Below are 19142 nucleotides of genomic sequence, written 5' to 3' on the forward strand. Positions count from 1 at the left end.
GGCTCGTGCCCTTTCGCGGCGATCGGTACTACCGTCCGGCGCCGGTCGTGTCCGGCGTCTCGGGTTCGCGATAGTGGTGGTACGCGTGATGCGCGGCGAACCCCATCCCGGCGTACAGCCCCCGCGCCCCCGCGTTCTCCGTCTCGACCTGCAGCCAAGCCGCCGACGCCCCCTCGTCCAGGGCCCGCCCGGCCAGCGCCGCCATCACCCGGGTGGCCAGCCCCTGCCGCCGCAGCGCGGGATCGACCTCGACGGCGGCGAACCCGGCCCACCGCCCGTCCACGACACACCGCCCGATGGCGGCAGGCGCACCGCCGCCCTCACCGGGAACCGTCGCGAACCACACCGACGGCCCGCTCCCCAGCACCTTCAGGGCCACCTCGCTCACCCCCTTGCGCTGATACCTCCCGAGCCAAGCCTCGTCCGCCTCCCGCGACAGCACCACCCCGGCGCCCTCGGCCCGGTCGGCGATCGGCGCCAACGCCCCGATCCACATCTCCGCCGACACCTCCCGCACCCACCCCAGCCGCTCCAGCTCCGCGCACAGCAATTCCTGCGTGCCCTCGGCACCGGTCGCGGTCTGGACGTACGCGGGGAGCCCACGGTCGCCGTACCAGCGCCGTACGACGTCGAGCGCGGCCGGCAGGGACAGCCCGGGGTCGCCCAGCGGCAGCGCCGAGTTGGCCCTGCGGGTGAACCCGGACGCGGCCCGCAACTCCCACTCGCCGAGCCGCTCGCTCTCCACCGGCCGCCACGCGCGCGTGGCGACGTGCGCGAGCTCCTCGTACGAGGCGGCGGGCCCCCGGCGCCGGGCCGGGGCGGCGGGCACCACCTTGCCCGCGACCAGCGACGATTCCGGAATACGGACGCTCTCGCCGCTCTTCCGTGTGATCAGCAGCACACCGTCGTCCCATGATGCGAGAACACCCACCGTGTCGGTGAACTTCTCACCCGGAGCTCCAAGATCGCTCAAGCGCCGTACGGAGACTCGTTTACCCACGTCAGCAGCGGTGATTCGGACCTCGAGGCGCCCGTGTGCAGAGATTTCCACAGGTCAGTTCACCCCTCCTGTTCGGATCATGCCCAAGAACGGAGATACTAGGGGCGGGCATCGACGACGCCGCGCTCCCGCGCGCCAGGCGGCGGAGCCTGTGGAGGCCCGCCAGCGCCCTATCGAGGAGGAACGACAGCGTGACCTACGTCATCGCGCAGCCTTGTGTCGACGTCAAGGACAAGGCGTGCATCGAGGAGTGCCCGGTCGACTGCATCTACGAGGGCTCCCGGTCCTTGTACATCCACCCGGACGAATGCGTCGACTGTGGTGCCTGTGAGCCGGTCTGCCCGGTCGAGGCGATCTTCTACGAGGACGACACTCCGGAGGAGTGGAAGGACTACTACAAGGCGAACGTCGAGTTCTTCGACGAGCTCGGCTCCCCCGGCGGCGCCAGCAAGCTGGGCCTGATCGAGCGGGACCACCCCTTCATCGCCGCGCTGCCGCCGCAGGCCGAGTAATCCGCACCGGCGACCCGCACAGCGTGCCGCCTCGGTCCCGTACGGCCTGATCGCGATCCGATCGCCTTGATCGCCGTACGGGACCGAGGCGTTGCCGTATCCGGCACTACCGGCAGCGCCGGGCAGTACCAGAAAGTGAGCCAGATCCGTGTCCGCAGTCTCCGACCGCCTTCCGACCTTCCCCTGGGACAAGCTGGAGCCGTACAAGAAGACGGCCGCCGCGCACCCGGACGGCATCGTCGACCTCTCCGTCGGCACGCCGGTCGACCCGGTCCCCGAGCTGATCCAGAAGGCCCTGATCGACGCGGCGGACTCCCCCGGCTATCCGACGGTCTGGGGCACGCCGGCCCTGCGGGACGCGATCACGGGCTGGGTGGAGCGCCGCCTGGGCGCCCGCGAGGTCACCCACCGCCACGTCCTGCCCATCGTCGGCTCCAAGGAACTGGTCGCCTGGCTCCCCACCCAGCTGGGCCTCGGCCCCGGCGACAAGGTGGCCTACCCGCGGCTGGCGTACCCGACCTACGAGGTGGGCGCCCGCCTGGCCCGCGCGGAGTACGAGGTGTACGACGACCCGACGGAGCTGGACCCGCGGGGCCTGAAGCTCCTCTGGCTGAACTCCCCGTCCAACCCGACGGGCAAGGTCCTGTCGAAGCAGGAACTGACCTGGATGGTCGCCTGGGCCCGCGAGCACGGCGTCCTGCTCTTCTCCGACGAGTGCTACCTGGAGCTGGGCTGGGAGGCCGACCCGGTCTCGGTCCTGCACCCGGACGTCAACGGCGGCTCGTACGAGGGCATCGTCGCCGTCCACAGCCTCTCCAAGCGCTCGAACCTGGCCGGCTACCGGGCCGCCTTCCTCGCCGGTGACCCGGCGGTCCTCGCTCCCCTCCTGGAGATCCGCAAGCACGGCGGCATGATGACGTCGGCCCCGACCCAGGCGGCGGTGATCGCGGCCCTCGGCGACGACGAACACGTCCGCGTCCAGCGCGAGCGCTACGCCTCTCGCCGCAAGGCCCTCCGCGAGGCCCTGGAACGCCACGGCTTCCGCATCGAACACAGCGAGGCCAGCCTCTACCTCTGGGCCACGAAGGGCGAGTCCTGCTGGACCACGGTCGCCCACCTCGCCGACCTGGGCATCCTGGTGGCCCCCGGCGACTTCTACGGCGAGGCAGGCGCCCAGCACGTACGCGTGGCGTTCACGGCGACGGACGAGCGGGTGGCCGCCGCGGCACGGCGCCTGGCGTAACACCGACCGCGTGAGCGGCCCCGGCCCGACCCCGACGGCCACAGCCACCGCGGGTGGCCGCCGCCGAAGGCCGTAGGCCGCTGCGATCCGCCGACCGCGACCGTCGGCCGCCGCCGTGGGCCGCCGGGAGTGGCTGCTAGCTGTTGCTGCTGTGGTTGCCGGCCGACGCTGCCGCCGCAGGCTGCTTGCGCGGGTGGCCGTCGATGAGGGCTGTGGGCCGCTGCGATCCGCCGACCACGACCACCGACTGCCGCCGTGGGCCGCCGGGAAGGCGGCTACCCTTCGCCGCCGCGGGCTGCTGACCAAGGCTGCTGCTGCAGGCGCCTGCGGGTCCCCGACCGCCACCCGCCGCAGGCCGCCGCTGCAGGCTGCCGGGAGTGGCTGCTGCCCGCTGCTGCTGACCAAGGCAGTCGCCGTGGGCCGTCACAGCTATCGCCGGTGGCCACCGACGCGGGCCTTGGGCCGCTGCGGGTCCGCGACCGCCGGCCGCCGTGTGCCGCCGGGAAGGGCGGCTACTCGTTCCTGTCGCGGGCTGTCGACGAAGGCTGCCGCCGCGACCACTCCCGGCCGCCATCGCCACCGCCACCGCCGGGGCCCTCGGCCGAACCGGCCCCCTCCGCCCGGGCCGTCGACGAGGGCCGCCCACCCCACCGCTCCCGCTGTGGGCAGTCGTTCCGCAGGGCGGAACGGGTGGGCACAGGCTGCGGCGCCGGGTGCTGTTCGAACACGCCCCGGCCCCTGCCGGCGCAGCGACGCGAGCGCACGGAAGCCGATGGGGCCCAGGGAACTCCCTGGACCCCATCGGCGGCTCAAGCCACGTGCGGCGAGCGTCAGCCGAGCGGCAGCGCGTCCACCGGCAGCTTCCCGGTCTGCGGCACGCCACCCACCGTGGCCGCCCCGGCCGTGTCGCCGAGAACGGTCCCGACGGACCCGGCCACGCCACCCGCGGTCTCCTGCGCCGCGGGCGTCGCCTTCTTCGCAACCTTGCTGCCGGCCTTGGTAGCGGTCGGCACGGCCTTCTTCGCGGCCTTGCCGCCGGTCTTGGTCACCGTGCCACTGGCCTTCGTGGCGGTCGGCAGCGCGTTGTCGACGGCCGTGTCGACGGCGCCGCCCGCGAGCCCGGTGGCGTTCTGAGCCGCACCGTCGACGACGCTCGTGCTGTCGACAGCGCTCAGCCCGCCGACCTTCGTGGCGTCGGGCAGTTCGGGGGCCGCGCTGGCGGAGCCGGCCGCACCGACCCCGGCAGCCGCTCCCGCAGCGACGAGCAGCGCGGCACGGGCGATCCGGCGGGTCAGGGGGAGGGACATGATGCTCCTTCGACGGGTAAGTCGGATGAGAAAGATGAAGTGTCCTACTGCGCCCGGCAGTTGACCGACTGGCTGTTGATCTCCGGGCTCGGACGCAGTGACTACCGCTCGAAGCCCCCGAAGGTTGCGGCGCCGCAACGTAAAGAGTTGGCAATGCGTCGCATTATCGGCTGCGGATAAAAACGGTCAAAACGCGTACCGCGGGAAAGCCTGCCGAATCCTTACAGCCCTTTGTTCTCAAGGCCTTTGACGGATACGAGGGTGACCGCGCGAAATCCTGCTCACGCCGTCGTCGACCGGCGCCCCGGGTAGCTCGTGAGAGTGGGCCCCCGAACGGCTGCGCGTGCTAGTGAGTCGTGACGATCCGGACCGCGTCCAGCCCGCTGCCCGCCCCCGAGGCGCCCTGCCCGGCGATCGCACGCCACTGGCTGTCGGTGTTCCCGGCGGTCCACTCCCGACCGGCGTAGGACACCCGCTGGATGTGCAGGTCGGAGGCGTTGGCCACGGCCCAGTGGGCCAGCTGCCACCCACGCTCGCGGACACCGCGCCCGGCGCCGGAGCCCTTGTCGCCGGTCACGGGCAGCACCACGGTCCGCCCGTCGCTCTCGATCACGGACGGGCTCGGCGCGGGCGTGGCCTTCGCGGCGCCCACCTCCGCAACACCCACCTCCGCGGCGGCCGACTGGAGCGCGTCCTGCCCGAAGTCCCGTACGAGCGCGGCCCGTACGGAGTCCGTACCGCCGGCCGGCGGGCCCCCGGGGAGCCCCTCGCAGGTCAGCGTCGCGGCCGCCCGCCCGGTGAGGGCGGCGGCGAGCAGCGTCGCGTCCGGCTCGTGCTTGGCGTACGCCTCCGGAAAGCCGCTGCGCTGGACGCGCTGCGCGGCGACGGTGAGCGGCAGCTCCGTATAGCCGCGGACCTTGACGAGGTGCTCGTAGAAGATGCCCGCCGAGTAGATCGGGTCCTGGATCTCCTTCTCCGTGCCCCAGCCCTGCGAGGGCCGCTGCTGGAACAGGCCCAGCGAGTCACGGTCGCCGTGGGTGATGTTGCGCAGCCCCGACTCCTGCAGGGCGGTGGCGAGCGCGATCGTCACGGCCCGCTCGGGCAGGCCGCGCCCGGTGCCGACGGCGGCGATGGTCGCGGCGTTCACCGCCTGCTCCGGCGTGAACTCGTACCGCGCGCCGTCGCTCTTGTCCGACACGACCGCGCAGCCCGGCGCCCCCGCGCCTCCGGTGACGTACTGCACCGCGAGATATCCCGCGACGGCGAGCAGGACCACGAAGGCCGCCCCGCGACGCAGGAGGCGGCCACGACGTTTCGGAGAGGCGGACGACTTCGGCACGCCCTACAAGGTAGCCGAGGCTACTGAGGGGCATGGGCCGAGCGGGAAATGGGTGCGGGAAGTGGGCCGCCGGCCCCTGGGCGCGGCGGGTTAGGGTCGGCACCATGGCCGACACCTCTCTTGACCTCACGCTGGACGCCGCGCGGCTCACCGCGCAGCTCGTCGACTTCCCCTCCGTCAGCGGCACGGAGAAGCCCCTCGCGGACGCCATCGAGACCGCCCTGAGCGCGCTGCCGCATCTGACGGTCGAGCGGTACGGCAACAACGTCGTGGCGCGGACGAACCTCGGGCGACCGGAGCGCGTGATCCTCGCCGGCCACATCGACACGGTGCCGATCGCGGACAACGTCCCGTCGAGGCTCGACGAGGACGGCGTCCTGTGGGGCTGCGGCACCTGCGACATGAAGTCGGGCGTCGCGGTCCAGCTCCGCCTCGCGGCGACGGTCCCGGCCCCGAACCGCGACCTGACCTTCGTCTTCTACGACAACGAAGAGGTGACCGCCGACCTCAACGGCCTCAAGCACGTCGCGGAGAACCGTCCGCAGTGGCTGGAGGGCGACTTCGCGGTGCTGCTCGAGCCGTCGGACGGCGAGGTGGAGGGCGGCTGCCAGGGCACGCTGCGGGTCCTGCTCAGGACCACGGGCGAGCGGGCCCACTCCGCGCGCGGCTGGATGGGCTCGAACGCGATCCACGCGGCCGCCCCGATCCTGGCCCGGCTGGCCTCGTACGAACCGCGCTACCCGGTGATCGACGGCCTGGAGTACCGGGAGGGACTGAACGCGGTCGGCATCTCGGGCGGCGTGGCCGGCAACGTCATCCCCGACGAGTGCGTCGTGACGGTCAACTTCCGCTACGCCCCGGACCGCACCGAGGAGGAGGCCGTCGCGCACGTCCGCGAGGTCTTCGCCGACTGCGGGGTGGAGGAGTTCGTGGTGGACGACCACAGCGGCGGCGCGCTCCCGGGCCTCTCGCACCCGGCGGCAGCGGCGTTCATGGAGGCGGTCGGCGGCATCCCGCGCCCGAAGTACGGCTGGACGGACGTCTCCCGCTTCTCGTCCCTGGGCATCCCCGCGGTCAACTACGGCCCCGGCAACCCGCACTTGGCGCACAAGCGGGACGAGCGGGTGGAGACGGCGAAGATCCTCGCGGGGGAGGAGCGGCTGCGGGCGTGGCTCACGGCGTAGGGGATGGCCGGCCGGGGGATCGCCGGGACGGCGCTTCACGGCGGTCATGCTCACGTCCCCCGTCCGTAACCCGCGTGGATCTACGCTGAGGTGGAACGACCTGCAAGACCCGCAGGCCCCGAAGTGGAGGGAGCGTACATGGCTACCGGTAACCCCGAGGGGAAGAAGCAGCCACCGGAGGAGCAGCGGTTGGGCCCGGTGCTGCGCAGGCGGGGGCAGGTGACGCCGAGCACCACGGACCAGCGGCTGCTGGACGAGCGTGCCCCCTCGGACTGGGTCCACACCGACCCGTGGCGCGTCCTGCGTATCCAGTCGGAGTTCATCGAGGGCTTCGGCACGCTTGCCGAACTCCCGGCGGCGATCAGCGTGTTCGGCTCGGCCCGTACGCCTGCGGGCTCGCCGGAGTACGAGGTCGGAGTCCGTCTGGGCCGCGGCCTGGTCGAGGCCGGCTTCGCGGTGATCACCGGCGGCGGCCCCGGCGCCATGGAGGCGGCCAACAAGGGCGCGTGCGAGGCGAAGGGCGTCTCGGTCGGCCTCGGCATCGAGCTGCCCTTCGAGCAGGGGCTCAACCCCTACGTCGACATCGGCCTGAACTTCCGGTACTTCTTCGTCCGCAAGATGATGTTCGTCAAGTACGCCCAGGGCTTCGTGGTCCTCCCCGGCGGCCTCGGCACCCTCGACGAACTCTTCGAGGCCCTCACCCTGGTCCAGACCCAGAAGGTCACCCGCTTCCCGATCGTCCTGTTCGGCAGCGAGTACTGGGGCGGCCTGGTCGACTGGCTCAAGAACACCCTGATCGCCCAGGGCAAGGCCTCGGAGAAGGACCTGCTCCTGTTCCACGTGACGGACGACGTGGACGAGGCGGTGGCGTTGGTGTCGAAGGAGGCGGGCCGCTAGCGCGGCGGCGGAGTTCCCGGTACGTCTGGACGCCGGCCCGGGCATTTGGGCCGGTCCGGCGTTCGGGGACGAGGACGCACCGCCCCCAGCCCCCACCCACCTCCAGCGGGCCGTCACCTCTGGACGCTGGCCCGGGCATTTCAGCCCGTCCGGCGTTTGAGGACGAGGCCCTTTCGGGGCCGAAGCGGGGGTCTGGGGGCCGCAGGCCCCCAGGGACGGGACGGGTAGGGGCGGCGGGGGCGAGGAAAAGGCGTTACGCCAACCCCCGCCGCGCCACCGCCGGCGCCCGATGCCCAGCGATCGACGCCACCATGTCCAGCACCTGCCGCGTCTCCGCCACCTCGTGCACCCGATACACCTGCGCTCCCAACCACGCCGACACCGCGGTGGTGGCCAGCGTCCCCACCACCCGCTCCTTCACCGGCTTGTCCAGCGTCTCCCCGACAAAGTCCTTGTTCGACAGGGACACCAGCACCGGCCACCCCGTCGACACCATCTCCCCCAACCGCCGGGTCGCCTCGAGGCTGTGCCGCGTGTTCTTCCCGAAGTCGTGCCCGGGATCGATCATGATCGACTCCCGAGGAACCCCCAGCGACAACGCCCGCTCGGCCAACCCCACCGTCACCCGCAGAATGTCGGCCATGACGTCGTCGTACGTCACCCGATGCGGCCGGGTCCGCGGCTCCGCACCCCCGGCGTGCGTACACACCAGCCCCACCCCGTACCGCGCGGCGACCTCCGCCAGCCCGGGATCCACCCCACCCCACGCGTCGTTCAGCAGATCCGCCCCCGCCTCGCACACCGCCGCCCCGACGTCGGCCCGCCAGGTGTCCACGCTGATCACGACCTCCGGGAACCGCCGCCGCACCTCCGCCACGAACCCGACGGTCCGCCTCGCCTCCTCCTCGGCGGTCACCTCGTCCCCCGGCCCGGCCTTGACCCCACCGATGTCGATGATGGCCGCCCCCTCCGCCACGGCCTGCTCCACGCGCGCGAGGGCCGGCTCGTCGCGGAATGTCGCCCCTTGGTCGTAGAAGGAGTCCGGGGTCCGGTTCACGATCGCCATGATCACCGGCTCGTGCGTGCCGAACTCACGCGTGCCCAGCCTGAGCATCCCCTGTGACCTCTCCTAGTACGTCCTGGCAAGTTGCCTGCATACGGCCGCCTGCGACCCTAACTGTCAGAGTCGCATGGCACGATCGGACACTGACACACTCGACCGCACGCATTAACGGACCGTGGGGGCCACAGCGATGGTTATGTTCCTGTTCCTGGTCGTCGCGCTGGCCGTCGTGGTCGCCGCGGTGACGCTCGCCGTGGTGGGCGGCGGCGAGGGTGACGGCCCGCTGCCGGACGCCGCGCCCGAGCGCCTCCAGGACCCGCTGCCGCCGGACCGCCCCGTCAACCGCGCGGACATCGAGAGCCTCCGCTTCCCGCTCGCCGCCCGCGGCTACCGCATGGCCGACGTCGACGACGCCCTCAGCCGCCTCGGCGCCGAGCTCGCCGAGCGCGACGCCCGCATCGCCGACCTGGAGTCCGCACTGGCCGGCGCCCAGTCGGGGCCCGGCGGCAGGGTGCCGATGGACAAGCCCGCCCCGGAGGACCAGCAGTGAGCGACGGCACGGCCCTCGCCGGTCCGGACGGCGCCCTGCGCTGCCCCTGGGCCCTGTCCACCCCGGACTACGTGGCGTACCACGACGAGGAGTGGGGCCGCCCGGTCCACGGCGACGACGCGCTCTACGAACGCCTCAGCCTGGAGGCCTTCCAGTCGGGCCTGTCCTGGATCACGATCCTGCGCCGCCGCGAGGGCTTCCGCGCCGCCTTCGCGGGCTTCGAGATCGCCAAGGTCGCGACGTTCACGGACACCGACCGGGACCGCCTCCTCGCCGACGCGGGCATCATCCGCAACCGCGCCAAGATCGACGCGACCCTGGCCAACGCGCGTGTACTGGCCGACTGGGCCCCGGGCGACCTGGACGAACTGATCTGGTCCCACGCCCCCGACGCGGCCGCCCGCCCGATACCGAAGACCCTGGCGGACGTCCCGGCGGTCACGCCGGAGTCGACGGCGCTGAGCAAGGCCCTGAAGAAGAGGGGACTGCGCTTCGTGGGTCCGACGACGGCGTACGCCCTGATGCAGGCGTGCGGCCTGGTGGACGACCACCTGGAGTCGTGCGTCGCCAGAAGCGCCCCGTGAGGGGCGCCGGGCGCCCCGCGCTCACCGGCCCAAGTACTTCGGCTTCTCCTTGTTGACGAAGGCCTGGACCGCGATCGCGTGATCCTCCGAGGACCCCGCCCGAATCTGCAGCTCGTCCTCCTTCTCCAGGGTCTCCTCCAGCGAGTGCGACAGCCCGAACGCCACCGCCTCCTTGATCGCCCCGTACGCCACCGTCGGCCCCTCGGCCAACGCCCGCGCCACCTTCTCGGCCTCGCTCCGCAGCTCCGCGGAAGGCACCAGCCGGTTGGCGATCCCCAGCTCGTACGCCTCCTGCGCCTTGATGTTCCGCGGGAAAAGCAGCAGGTCAGCGGCGCGCCCAGGCCCCACGACCCGCGGCAGCGTCCACGAGATCCCGGAGTCGGCGGTCAGCGCCACCCCCGCGAACGACGTATTGAAGGCGGCCGTGTCGGCCACGACCCGATAGTCCGCGGCCAGCGCGAACCCGAAGCCCGCCCCCGCCGCGACCCCGTTCACCCCGGCCACCACCGGCTTCGGCATCCCGGCCAGCGCCCGCACGATCGGGTTGTAGTGCTCCCGCACCGTGCTCATGGTCTGCCGCGACCCGGTCTCCCGGTCCGCGACCAGCAGCCCGATGTGCTCCTTGAGGTCCTGCCCCACACAGAACGCCCGCTCCCCGGCCGCGGTCAGCAGCACGGCCCGTACGGCGTCGTCGCCCGCCGCGGCCTGGACCGCGTCCCGCAGAGCGACCTTGGACGCGATGTTCAGCGCGTTCATCGCCTCGGGGCGGTTCAGCGTGATCGTCGCGAGTCCGTCGCTCACCTCGTAGAGCACGGTGTCGACCATGGTGTATCCCCTCCGGCTTTCGCGGCTCGGGCGTACTCGTCAGTACGCACATGTCTGAAGGACAGCATGGCGGAGATCATCGACAACGGCCCTGACCGGACGTGTGACCTGCGTCAAAGAATTCTCGTCCGGTTCTGTTCGGTCCAGGCGCGTGCGGTGGCGCAGTATCGCAGTCACATCGCCGAATTGAGTGGTTTTGCTCGCGCGCGTTGCCCAAGCGATGCCGACTGATGTTGGTCATCGGGTCCTGAGATGCGGGATAATGGCTTGGAAGCAATGTGTTCGATGCCGGTGTCGCGTGTCTCATGCCAGGCGCGCGTGCCCTCCATGGGGCCGTCGGCTTTGACTATGAGCTGGTTTCAGGAAGGGGAACGAGCATGGCGGCCATGAAGCCGCGGACGGGCGATGGCCCGCTCGAGGTGACCAAGGAGGGGCGGGGCATCGTCATGCGCGTTCCGCTCGAAGGCGGCGGTCGGCTCGTCGTCGAGCTGACCCCTGACGAGGCCGACGCACTGGGCGACGCCCTCAAGAAGGTCGTCGGCTGACGCGGAAGCGACCCTACCCTTTCGGTGGCCCCGGCATCGCACATGGTGCCGGGGTCGCTGTTTGTCCCGGTACGGTTGCGGTCACCGTTTGACCGCGCACAGCAGGCCGTCCCCGACCGGCAGCAGTGACGGCACCAGCTCCTGGCTCTCGCGCACCGCGCGCAGCAGTTCCCGGATGCGTATGACCTCCGTGGGCTGCGGGCCCGAGTCCACCGTGCGGCCGTTGGCGAAGACGCCCTCGAAGACGACGAGGCCACCCGGACGCAGCAGGCGCAACGATTCAGCGAGATAGTCGAGGAACTCCAGCCGGTCACCGTCACAGAAGACGAGGTCGTAGCCGGCGTCCGCGAGGCGGGGCAGGACGTCCAGGGCGCGGCCCGGGATGAAGCGGGCGCGGTTGCTGGCGAAGCCGCAGGCGCGGAAGGCCTGGCGGGCGAACTGCTGGTGCTCGGGTTCGGGGTCCACCGTGGTCAGCACGCCGTCGGGGCGCATGCCGTGCAGGAGGTGGATGCCGGAGACGCCGGTACCGGTGCCGATCTCCGCCACCGCCTTCGCGTCCACCGAGGCGGCCAGCATCCGCAGCGCGGCGCCCGTGCCGGGCGACACCGAGCGCAGCCCCGCTTCACGGGCCCGGTCCCGGGCCCAGCGCAGGACTTCGTCCTCGGCGACGTAGGCGTCGGCGAACGCCCAGCTCGTCTGCCGGTTGCCGGTAATGACCCTCTCCTGTCCCCGTGGTTGCCTGGGCGTGACTGTATCCGTTACGGGCGGGAACCCGCAGATGGGACCGGGCGTTTAGAAGGGTGGGAAGACGAGCGGGGGGACACAGTTGGATCACGATGACGAGCGGGGCCGCGAGCAAGTGCTGACGCAGGCCCACCAGCCGTATCAGCCCAGATCAAATTCTCGTAAAACCGCTTATCCGGAGCTAACGGGCGAGGTGGCTATGGTAGGGGCTCCACTGGACACCACCAGAGCCGACAGGGGAGGTGCGGCTGCGCCTGTGGATCGGGGAGGAGTGCTGCGGCGCTTTCTCGGATCGGCGGGCAGGCCGAAATCCGTGAACGACACCGCTGACCACAGCCACGCCGGCGACTTCGCCCAGACCGCGACCTTCTCCACCGACGCGGACGGGCAGGCGTGGACTCCGCCCACCTGGGAGGAGATCGTCAGCACGCACAGCGGCCGCGTCTACCGACTGGCGTACCGCCTCACCGGCAATCAGCACGACGCCGAGGACCTGACCCAAGAGGTCTTCGTCCGCGTCTTCCGCTCCCTGTCGACGTACACGCCGGGCACCTTCGAGGGCTGGCTGCACCGCATCACCACCAACCTCTTCCTGGACATGGTCCGCCGCAAGCAGCGCATCCGCTTCGACGCGCTGGGCGACGACGCGGCCGAGCGGCTGCCCAGCAAGGAGCCCACGCCCCAGCAGGTCTTCAACGACGCGCACTTCGACGCGGACGTCCAGCAGGCCCTCGACACCCTCGCGCCCGAGTTCCGGGCCGCGGTCGTCCTGTGCGACATCGAAGGGCTGTCGTACGAGGAGATCGCCGCGACCCTGGGCGTCAAGCTCGGCACCGTCCGGTCCCGTATCCACCGGGGCCGCTCGCAGCTGCGCAAGGCCCTCGCCCACCGCTCGCCGGAGGCGCGCGCCGAGCGCCGCTCCTTCGTGCCGCGTGTGGCCGCTCTGGGAGGAGGGGGCGCGACCGCGTGAGTGGCTCCCGACCCAACCCCGCCGAACGGCTCCTGGCCGAGCAGCACCTTGGCGACCGACTCTCCGCCCTCGTCGACGGAGAGCTCGGTCATGAGACGCGCGAGCGTGTCCTGGCCCACCTGGCGACATGCGCCAAGTGCAAGGCCGAGGTCGACGCCCAGCGCCGACTGAAGAACGTCTTCGCGGAGGCGGCCCCGCCGCCTCCCTCCGAGAGTTTCCTCGCCCGCCTTCAGGGCCTCCCCGGGGGAGGTGACCTGGACGGCGGCGGCTCGCCGCTCGGCGGGGGCGGGTTCGGCGGACTGGCCGGACGGCCCGGTCCCACCGGGGTGTTCGGCGTGAAGCGCAGCGACCGCTTCGAGTTCGGATACGTCCCCTCGCGCCCGCACGCCCCCGCGCTCCCCGACTCGTCGGACCGCGGCTTCCGCACCCATCCCGTGGGCCGTCAGGACGCCGACCGCTCCGGGTCCTCCCGGATGCGGTTCGCGTTGGTCGCGGCGGGCGCGGTGTCCCTGGCGGCGATCTCGCTGGGCGGCGTCACCACGAGCGCGCCGACCGACGCGGAGGCGCGCGGCGGCTCGGGCGGCAGCAATGCGACGCCGGCGCGGACGCAGGGCACCGGCACCGCGACGGCACCCGAGAACCAGCGCCGCCGTGGAGTCGGCCCGCTGCTCGCGCAGGGGCAGGGCCAGGGGACGCCGGACACCCCGGCGGCCCCGACCGAGGTGTCGGCTCCCCTTCTGCCCGGGATGCCGGCCCAGCACGCCGACCAGGAGATGCACACGCTCACGGCGCCCGTGGTGGCCGGCGCGGCCGCCATGTCCCCGCTGATACGCCCGCTCAGCGAGACCCCGCCGCTCACCCTGACCTCGTGGTCCAAGGTCCCCGAGATCACGGCGACCCCGGATCTGCTCGCCGCACCCGTCCCCGACGCGACGTCGTCCCCCTCCACCTCCGCCTCTCCCGCCACCGGCCGCTGACCCGGCCTCTGCGCAGCGGCCCACGAACCTGATTGAATCCGGGGTGGGCCGCGCCCTGGCCCGAGGTCCGGGCGCGGAGTCGACGAATCGCGGCCACCGTTGACGCCGCGTGCCGGATGGGGGAGGGAGCACGAGGTCGCCGGTTTCCTGAGGGAACTTGAGCGCGACAGCGCAGAGTTGAGTAGGCGTTCGGGCGCCGGGACGTTCCCGGCGGCGGCCTGCCGAGGAACCAGGGGTGGGAAGCCGGCAGACGGGCGCCGCCCTTGTCGCGGTCCGCGGGACGACGGCCCATCGGCCGGGTCCCTTCGGACACGGCGACATGCGAAGCGTCCTACTCGGAGCAACGGTCAGCAGCGAGCAGGAAGCAGAGCATGAACGAGGGGAAGCCCACGAAGGCGAAGTGGTGGAACCGACCTCGGCCGCAGGAGTCGTCGGCCCAGGCGGAGGACACCGCACCGACGCCGGACGGGACGAGCGGGACGGCACCGGGGGACACCGACGGACGGGGCCTCAGTGGTGTCACGGACGGCGACTTCGAGCTGGCGCGGCCCGCCGCACGTGCGGCCGACGACGCGGCTTCGACGGACGGGGACTTCGAGCTTCCCCGCCCTGATGCCGGTGGCAGTCGTGGTGACGTGGCTTGCGCCGAGGGTGACTTCGAGCTTGCCAAGCCCGGCGCGGGTGGCAGCGGTGCAGACGCGGCTTCGGCCGAGGGCGACTTCGAGCCGGCGGGGCCGGGCGAGGTGTCTGCCGACGGTACGGCCAAGGCTCCCGCAGAGCCCGCCGACGCTCACCCCAAGCCCCTGCACGACCCCGACCCCTACAGCACCCCGCCCTACGGCGAGCCCGGCCCCTGGGCGCCCGCTCCGCCGGTACAGCACCCGGCGACCACACCCGCCCACGGGACCGCCGTACCGATGCCGCCCCCAGCAGCGCACGGCACGGCGGTGCCGTCGGCGGCTCCGGCGCCCGCAGCCGGCGGAACCGTTCCGCCGCCGCACCCGGCCCCCAGTACTCCCACCCCGCCCCCGACAGCCGTCGCCCCTGCTCCGGTCCTGCCACCTCCAGCCCCTGGCGGCGCGCCCGTCCCCGCACCGGCCCCCGCAGTCCCCGCCCAGCCGACTCCGGCCCAGGGCACTCCGTTGCGGCCGATCCCGCCGCAGCCGACTCAGGCCACTCCGCCGCAACCGACTCCGGCCCGGGCCACCCTGCTGCAGCCGACCCCGGCCGCCCCACACCAGCCGCCCCCGCCGCAGGCCACAGCACCCCAACCCACCCCCGCACCCCCGTACGCCGACCCCCCACCCCCCACCACCCCCTGGCAGAACTACGACCCCTGGGCCGCCAACCGCCACCCGGCCGCCCCCCTCCAGCAGAGCGGTGCCGCGGTCGCCACCGAGCAGCAGCGGCGCAAGCGGGCCAAGAAGGTGATCCTCGTCGGGATCCTGCTGGTCGCGCTCGTGTCCGGAGGGGTCGGCGGTGTCGTGGGGGCGTATCTCGAGCGCAACGGTGGTGTGGGAGAGCTGGAGCTCCCGCAGGCCGGGGCCGAGGCCGAGGGGCGGGCGCCGGACAGTGTCGCCGGGATCGCCGCTCGTGCGCTGCCCAGCGTCGTGACGCTGCATGTGAGCGGCAGCGAGAACCAGGGCACCGGGACCGGGTTCGTGCTCGACGACCAGGGCCACATCCTCACCAACAACCACGTCGTCGAACCCGCCGGGGACGACGGCGAGATATCGGTGACCTTCCACAGCGGTGACACCGCCAAGGCCACCGTCGTCGGACGGGACGGCGGCTACGACCTCGCCGTCGTGAAGGTCAGCGGCGTCAGCGGGCTCACGCCCCTGCCGCTCGGCAACTCCGACAACGTCCAGGTCGGCGACCCGGTCGTCGCCATCGGCGCCCCGTTCGACCTGGCGGGAACCGTCACCTCCGGCATCATCAGCGCCAAGGAGCGGCCCATCACGGCCGGCGGGGAGAGCGGAGACGGGAGTGACGTGTCCTATGTGGACGCCTTGCAGACCGACGCGCCGATCAACCCCGGCAACTCCGGCGGCCCGCTCCTCGACGCCCGGGCCCGCGTCATCGGCATCAACTCCGCCATACGTTCCGCCGACAGCGGCTCCGACCTCGACAGCGGCCAGTCCGGCTCCATCGGCCTGGGGTTCGCCATCCCGGTCAACCAGGCCAAGCGTGTCGCCGAGGAGCTGATCAACACGGGTAAGGCCACTCACCCGGTGATCGGCGTCACCCTCGACATGGACTACACGGGCGACGGTGCCCGCGTCGGGGCCAAGGGCAGCGACGGCGGTCCCGCGGTCACGACGGGCGGCGCCGGGGACAAGGCCGGCATCAAGCCGGGCGACGTCATCACCTCGGTCGACGGCCAGCGCGTCCACTCCGGCGAGGAACTGATCGTCAAGACCCGCGCCCACCGCCCCGGTGACCGGCTCGAACTGACCCTGGAGCGCGACGGCAAGGAGCTCACGATCTCGCTGACGCTGGGCTCGTCGAGCGGGAACTGAGCGCAGACCGCGCGGGAACCGAGCAGCAACCGCGCGGGAACCAGGCAGGAACAGAGCCGGGGCCGAGACTCACAGAAACCTCACAGCGCACCCCGCGTCACCGCCCCTCAGGGGGCCTGACAAGGCAAACAACCCGGAAAACCCCACGCCCACCCGCATTCGGAGGCCTCGGGACAGTACCGGTCGTAGCGGATCGCCGGGTACCGTGGATCCGGCCCGGACCACGGAAGACCCGCAATCGACCACCGAGGGCCGAGGACCGCGGACATCGCAAGGAGCTTCAGGTGTTCAATGACATAGGACCGCTCGAGCTGGTGACGCTCGTCGTCCTCGCCGTGCTCGTCTTCGGTCCGGACAAGCTCCCCAAGCTCATCCAGGACGTCACGCGGACGATCCGCAAGATCCGCGAGTTCTCCGAGGGGGCCAAGCAGGACATCCGGCAGGAACTCGGCCCGGAGTTCAAGGACTTCGAGTTCGAGGACCTCAACCCCAAGACGTTCATCCGCAAGCAGCTGGACAACGACGACCTGGGGCTCAAGGAGATCCGCAACGGCTTCGACCTGAAGAAGGAAATGGCCGAGGTCACCGACGCCGTCCACAGCCGTGACTCGGAGTCGTCGGCATCCTCCTCGGGTTCCTCCGGCGGCAGCATCGACATGACCAAGAAGCCCGAGAATCCCCGCGACGAGCGCCCGCCGTTCGACGCGGACGCCACCTGAGCCTGACGCACACGGCCGTACGAACACGGGGTCGGAACACCGCTCGTACGTGACGCTTCTCATACTCCGCGCGGGTCGCACGCGGCCTGAACCCGCCCCCCGTGCGCCCCACGCGCCGGGCGCTTTCCCTGCTGCTCGAAGCGGTGTGGCTATGCTGCCGAGTTGTTGGGCGGGCCGTCCCTGAACGAGTGGCGCCGCCCGAAGGGGGGCGGGCCGGCCGGTCCGTCGAGAACGAGGAGGCGTCCGGGCACATGGAGACGACGAGTCAGACGACGAGTCGGGCAGTCGCGCAGGCACCGGCCGCGGAGAGCGGACAGCAGGTCCCCTCCGCCCGGCGCACGGTCGACGGCTACCTGCTGGCGCCCTTCCCGTGGTACGGCCTCGACGAGGCCTTCACGGGGCCACGCTGGCTGATGCAGGTCGGCACGGCGGCCGACGGGGCCGTGGAACACGGATCGATCGGGCACGGTGACGAGCCCTCCGTACGGAACGAGGCGTCGGAGGACCGGGAGAGGTTCGCGGTCGTCGTGACCGTCGCGGCGAATCCGTCCCGCAAGAGCGCCGACGGTACGGGGCTGCTGGAGGCGACGTCGGTGTCGTCGGCGGCATGGCTCGCCGGGGTGGGGCTGCTGTCGTTCACCTGGCCGGGGCAGATGGATCACTCGCTGCGCGACGACTGGCTGGACCAGCAGACCGAGACGGCGTGGGCCCTCGCGGACGACCTGGCCGGACCGGACTGGTCGACGCTCTCCTTGCCGGTGGACGGCGTACCGACGCCCTTCCACTACCGCGAGTCCGAGTTCGGCTGGGTCCTGGCCGGCTCGACTCAGGAGGGCGTGCATGTGGGGGCGTACGGGAGAGGTATGAGCGCCTACGGGCTCGGGTTCGCGATGATCAAGGACATCGCGGCCTACGCCTAGGCATCGCCCTGGACCAGGACAGACCTACGACGATGGGGGCGCCGTCTCACGGACGGCGCCCCCATCGTCGTACGGGAATCAGAACTTGTTGCGCGGCGTGATGCCCAGCGACATGCCCGACAGGCCCCGCTGACGTCCGCCCAGCTTCCCGGCGATCGCCCGCAGCGCCGAGCCCGCGGGGGAGTCCGGGTCGGTCAGGACCACCGGCTTGCCCTCGTCGCCGCCCTCGCGCAGGCGGACGTCGATGGGGATGCTGCCGAGGACCGGGACGTTCGTGCCGGTCGTGCGGGTCAGGCCGTCGGCGACCACCTGCCCGCCGCCCGTGCCGAAGACGTCGACCATCTCGTCGCAGTGCGGGCAGGGCAGGCCGGACATGTTCTCGACCACGCCGACGATCTTCTGGTGGGTCTGTACGGCGATGGAGCCGGCGCGCTCGGCGACCTCGGCCGCCGCCTGCTGCGGGGTCGTGACGACCAGGATCTCGGCGTTCGGGACCAGCTGGGCGACGGAGATCGCGATGTCGCCGGTGCCGGGCGGGAGGTCCAGGAGGAGGACGTCGAGGTCGCCCCAGTAGACGTCCGCGAGGAACTGCTGGAGGGCGCGGTGGAGCATCGGGCCGCGCCAGACCACCGGGGCGTTGCCCGGCGTGAACATGCCGATGGAGATGACCTTCACGCCGTTCGCGGACGGCGGCATGATCATGTTCTCGACCTGGGTCGGACGCCCGTCGGCGCCCAGCATGCGCGGCACGCTGTGGCCGTAGATGTCGGCGTCGACCACGCCCACCTTGAGGCCGTCGGCCGCCATCGCCGCCGCCAGGTTGACCGTCACCGACGACTTGCCGACGCCGCCCTTGCCGGACGCGACCGCGTACACGCGGGTCAGCGAGCCGGGCTTGGCGAAGGGGACCTCGCGCTCGGCGGTGCCGCCGCGCAGGGCGTTCGCCAGCTCCTTGCGCTGCTCGTCGCTCATCACGTCGAGCGTGACGTCGACGCGGGTGACGCCGTCGACCCGGGAGACCGCGTCCGTCACGCGCTGCGTGATCGTCTCGCGCATGGGGCAGCCGGAGACCGTCAGGTACACGGTGACCGCGACCGCTCCGTCCGCGCCGATCTCCACCGACTTGACCATCCCGAGCTCCGTGATGGGTCGGTTGATCTCCGGGTCGTTCACCGTCGCCAGTGCTTCGCGCACCGCGTCTTCCGTAGCCATAAGGACGATGGTACGGCGCGGTAGCCATG

General features: G+C 71.9%; 20 protein-coding genes. 13 read left to right on the plus strand and 7 right to left on the minus strand.

Annotated features, from left to right (window positions below):
• Positions 1 to 28 precede the first annotated feature (28 nt).
• On the minus strand, positions 29 to 1051 hold the full coding sequence (locus tag EJ357_RS30300; RefSeq protein ID WP_126394854.1) for a GNAT family N-acetyltransferase: 1023 nt from the start codon (positions 1049 to 1051) through the stop codon (positions 29 to 31).
• 140 nt (positions 1052 to 1191) lie between these two features.
• On the opposite strand from EJ357_RS30300, the gene fdxA reads away from it, so the two are divergent.
• Together fdxA and EJ357_RS30310 are read left to right on the plus strand one after the other, a co-directional pair.
• On the plus strand, positions 1192 to 1512 hold the full coding sequence (gene fdxA / locus EJ357_RS30305) for a ferredoxin (protein ID WP_030961637.1): 321 nt from the start codon (positions 1192 to 1194) through the stop codon (positions 1510 to 1512).
• 148 nt (positions 1513 to 1660) lie between these two features.
• Complete coding sequence (locus tag EJ357_RS30310) at positions 1661 to 2755, plus strand: bifunctional succinyldiaminopimelate transaminase/glutamate-prephenate aminotransferase (RefSeq protein WP_126394856.1); 1095 nt, start codon at positions 1661 to 1663, stop codon at positions 2753 to 2755.
• An 830-nt stretch (positions 2756 to 3585) separates the two neighbouring features.
• On the opposite strand, the gene EJ357_RS30315 is transcribed toward EJ357_RS30310, so the two are convergent.
• Both EJ357_RS30315 and EJ357_RS30320 read right to left on the minus strand, forming a co-directional pair.
• Positions 3586 to 4062, minus strand: a complete 477-nt coding sequence (locus tag EJ357_RS30315) for an ATP-binding protein (protein WP_126394858.1) — start codon at positions 4060 to 4062, stop codon at positions 3586 to 3588.
• Positions 4063 to 4408: 346 nt separating this feature from the next.
• Positions 4409 to 5401: a heavy metal transporter gene (locus EJ357_RS30320; protein ID WP_126394860.1), complete on the minus strand. Its 993-nt coding sequence runs from the start codon at positions 5399 to 5401 to the stop codon at positions 4409 to 4411.
• 104 nt (positions 5402 to 5505) lie between these two features.
• Between EJ357_RS30320 and dapE the strand changes: the two genes are divergently transcribed.
• Positions 5506 to 6585 (plus strand): succinyl-diaminopimelate desuccinylase, encoded by a 1080-nt coding sequence (gene dapE / locus EJ357_RS30325; protein WP_126394861.1) that lies wholly within the window; start codon positions 5506 to 5508, stop codon positions 6583 to 6585.
• Between the two features lie 138 nt (positions 6586 to 6723).
• Entirely contained in the window at positions 6724 to 7482 is a 759-nt protein-coding gene (locus EJ357_RS30330) for an LOG family protein (protein WP_126394863.1), read from the plus strand.
• Between the two features lie 253 nt (positions 7483 to 7735).
• Here EJ357_RS30330 and folP read toward each other — a convergent pair whose 3' ends face one another.
• Positions 7736 to 8596, minus strand: a complete 861-nt coding sequence (gene folP, locus EJ357_RS30335; RefSeq protein WP_126394865.1) for a dihydropteroate synthase — start codon at positions 8594 to 8596, stop codon at positions 7736 to 7738.
• Positions 8597 to 8741: 145 nt separating this feature from the next.
• Between folP and EJ357_RS30340 the strand changes: the two genes are divergently transcribed.
• Both EJ357_RS30340 and EJ357_RS30345 read left to right on the plus strand, forming a co-directional pair.
• Positions 8742 to 9095: a DivIVA domain-containing protein gene (locus EJ357_RS30340; RefSeq protein ID WP_126400254.1), complete on the plus strand. Its 354-nt coding sequence runs from the start codon at positions 8742 to 8744 to the stop codon at positions 9093 to 9095.
• Positions 9092 to 9679 carry a DNA-3-methyladenine glycosylase I gene (locus EJ357_RS30345; RefSeq protein WP_126394867.1) on the plus strand — a complete coding sequence of 196 codons (588 nt, stop codon included), beginning with the start codon at positions 9092 to 9094 and terminating at the stop codon, positions 9677 to 9679. Before EJ357_RS30340 ends, EJ357_RS30345 begins: the two co-directional genes overlap by 4 nt.
• A 21-nt stretch (positions 9680 to 9700) precedes the next feature.
• On the opposite strand, the gene chcB is transcribed toward EJ357_RS30345, so the two are convergent.
• Positions 9701 to 10504, minus strand: a complete 804-nt coding sequence (gene chcB / locus EJ357_RS30350) for a 2-cyclohexenylcarbonyl CoA isomerase (protein ID WP_126394869.1) — start codon at positions 10502 to 10504, stop codon at positions 9701 to 9703.
• Between the two features lie 66 nt (positions 10505 to 10570).
• Here chcB and EJ357_RS48505 point away from each other — a divergent pair, with 66 nt between their 5' ends.
• Positions 10571 to 10735, plus strand: a complete 165-nt coding sequence (locus EJ357_RS48505) for a hypothetical protein (RefSeq protein WP_175647582.1) — start codon at positions 10571 to 10573, stop codon at positions 10733 to 10735.
• Between the two features lie 146 nt (positions 10736 to 10881).
• Positions 10882 to 11049: a DUF3117 domain-containing protein gene (locus EJ357_RS30355; RefSeq protein ID WP_003966491.1), complete on the plus strand. Its 168-nt coding sequence runs from the start codon at positions 10882 to 10884 to the stop codon at positions 11047 to 11049.
• A gap of 81 nt (positions 11050 to 11130) precedes the next feature.
• Here EJ357_RS30355 and EJ357_RS30360 read toward each other — a convergent pair whose 3' ends face one another.
• Positions 11131 to 11829 carry an O-methyltransferase gene (locus tag EJ357_RS30360; protein ID WP_407698529.1) on the minus strand — a complete coding sequence of 233 codons (699 nt, stop codon included), beginning with the start codon at positions 11827 to 11829 and terminating at the stop codon, positions 11131 to 11133.
• Positions 11830 to 12064: 235 nt separating this feature from the next.
• Between EJ357_RS30360 and sigE the strand changes: the two genes are divergently transcribed.
• The 5 genes from sigE to EJ357_RS30385 all read left to right on the plus strand — a co-directional run bounded on the left by sigE (position 12065) and on the right by EJ357_RS30385 (position 17901).
• Entirely contained in the window at positions 12065 to 12763 is a 699-nt protein-coding gene (gene sigE, locus EJ357_RS30365) for an RNA polymerase sigma factor SigE (protein WP_093906778.1), read from the plus strand.
• Positions 12760 to 13740: an anti-sigma factor family protein gene (locus EJ357_RS30370; RefSeq protein WP_126394872.1), complete on the plus strand. Its 981-nt coding sequence runs from the start codon at positions 12760 to 12762 to the stop codon at positions 13738 to 13740. The genes sigE and EJ357_RS30370 overlap by 4 nt, the downstream gene beginning before the upstream one ends.
• Positions 13741 to 14111: 371 nt before the next feature.
• A complete protein-coding gene (locus EJ357_RS30375; protein WP_175647583.1) occupies positions 14112 to 16262 on the plus strand; it encodes a S1C family serine protease in 2151 nt (716 codons plus the stop codon).
• A 284-nt stretch (positions 16263 to 16546) separates the two neighbouring features.
• Positions 16547 to 16981: a sec-independent translocase gene (locus EJ357_RS30380; protein WP_126394874.1), complete on the plus strand. Its 435-nt coding sequence runs from the start codon at positions 16547 to 16549 to the stop codon at positions 16979 to 16981.
• Between the two features lie 251 nt (positions 16982 to 17232).
• The gene (locus EJ357_RS30385; protein WP_175647584.1) at positions 17233 to 17901 is read left to right on the plus strand and encodes a hypothetical protein; all 669 of its coding nucleotides are present in this window, start codon (positions 17233 to 17235) and stop codon (positions 17899 to 17901) included.
• A 78-nt stretch (positions 17902 to 17979) separates the two neighbouring features.
• On the opposite strand, the gene EJ357_RS30390 is transcribed toward EJ357_RS30385, so the two are convergent.
• Positions 17980 to 19113, minus strand: coding sequence for an Mrp/NBP35 family ATP-binding protein (locus tag EJ357_RS30390; RefSeq protein ID WP_126394877.1), 1134 nt, complete (start codon positions 19111 to 19113; stop codon positions 17980 to 17982).
• Positions 19114 to 19142 lie beyond the last annotated feature (29 nt).

It is taken from the genome of Streptomyces cyaneochromogenes, assembly GCF_003963535.1.
Lineage (GTDB): Bacteria > Actinomycetota > Actinomycetes > Streptomycetales > Streptomycetaceae > Streptomyces > Streptomyces shaanxiensis.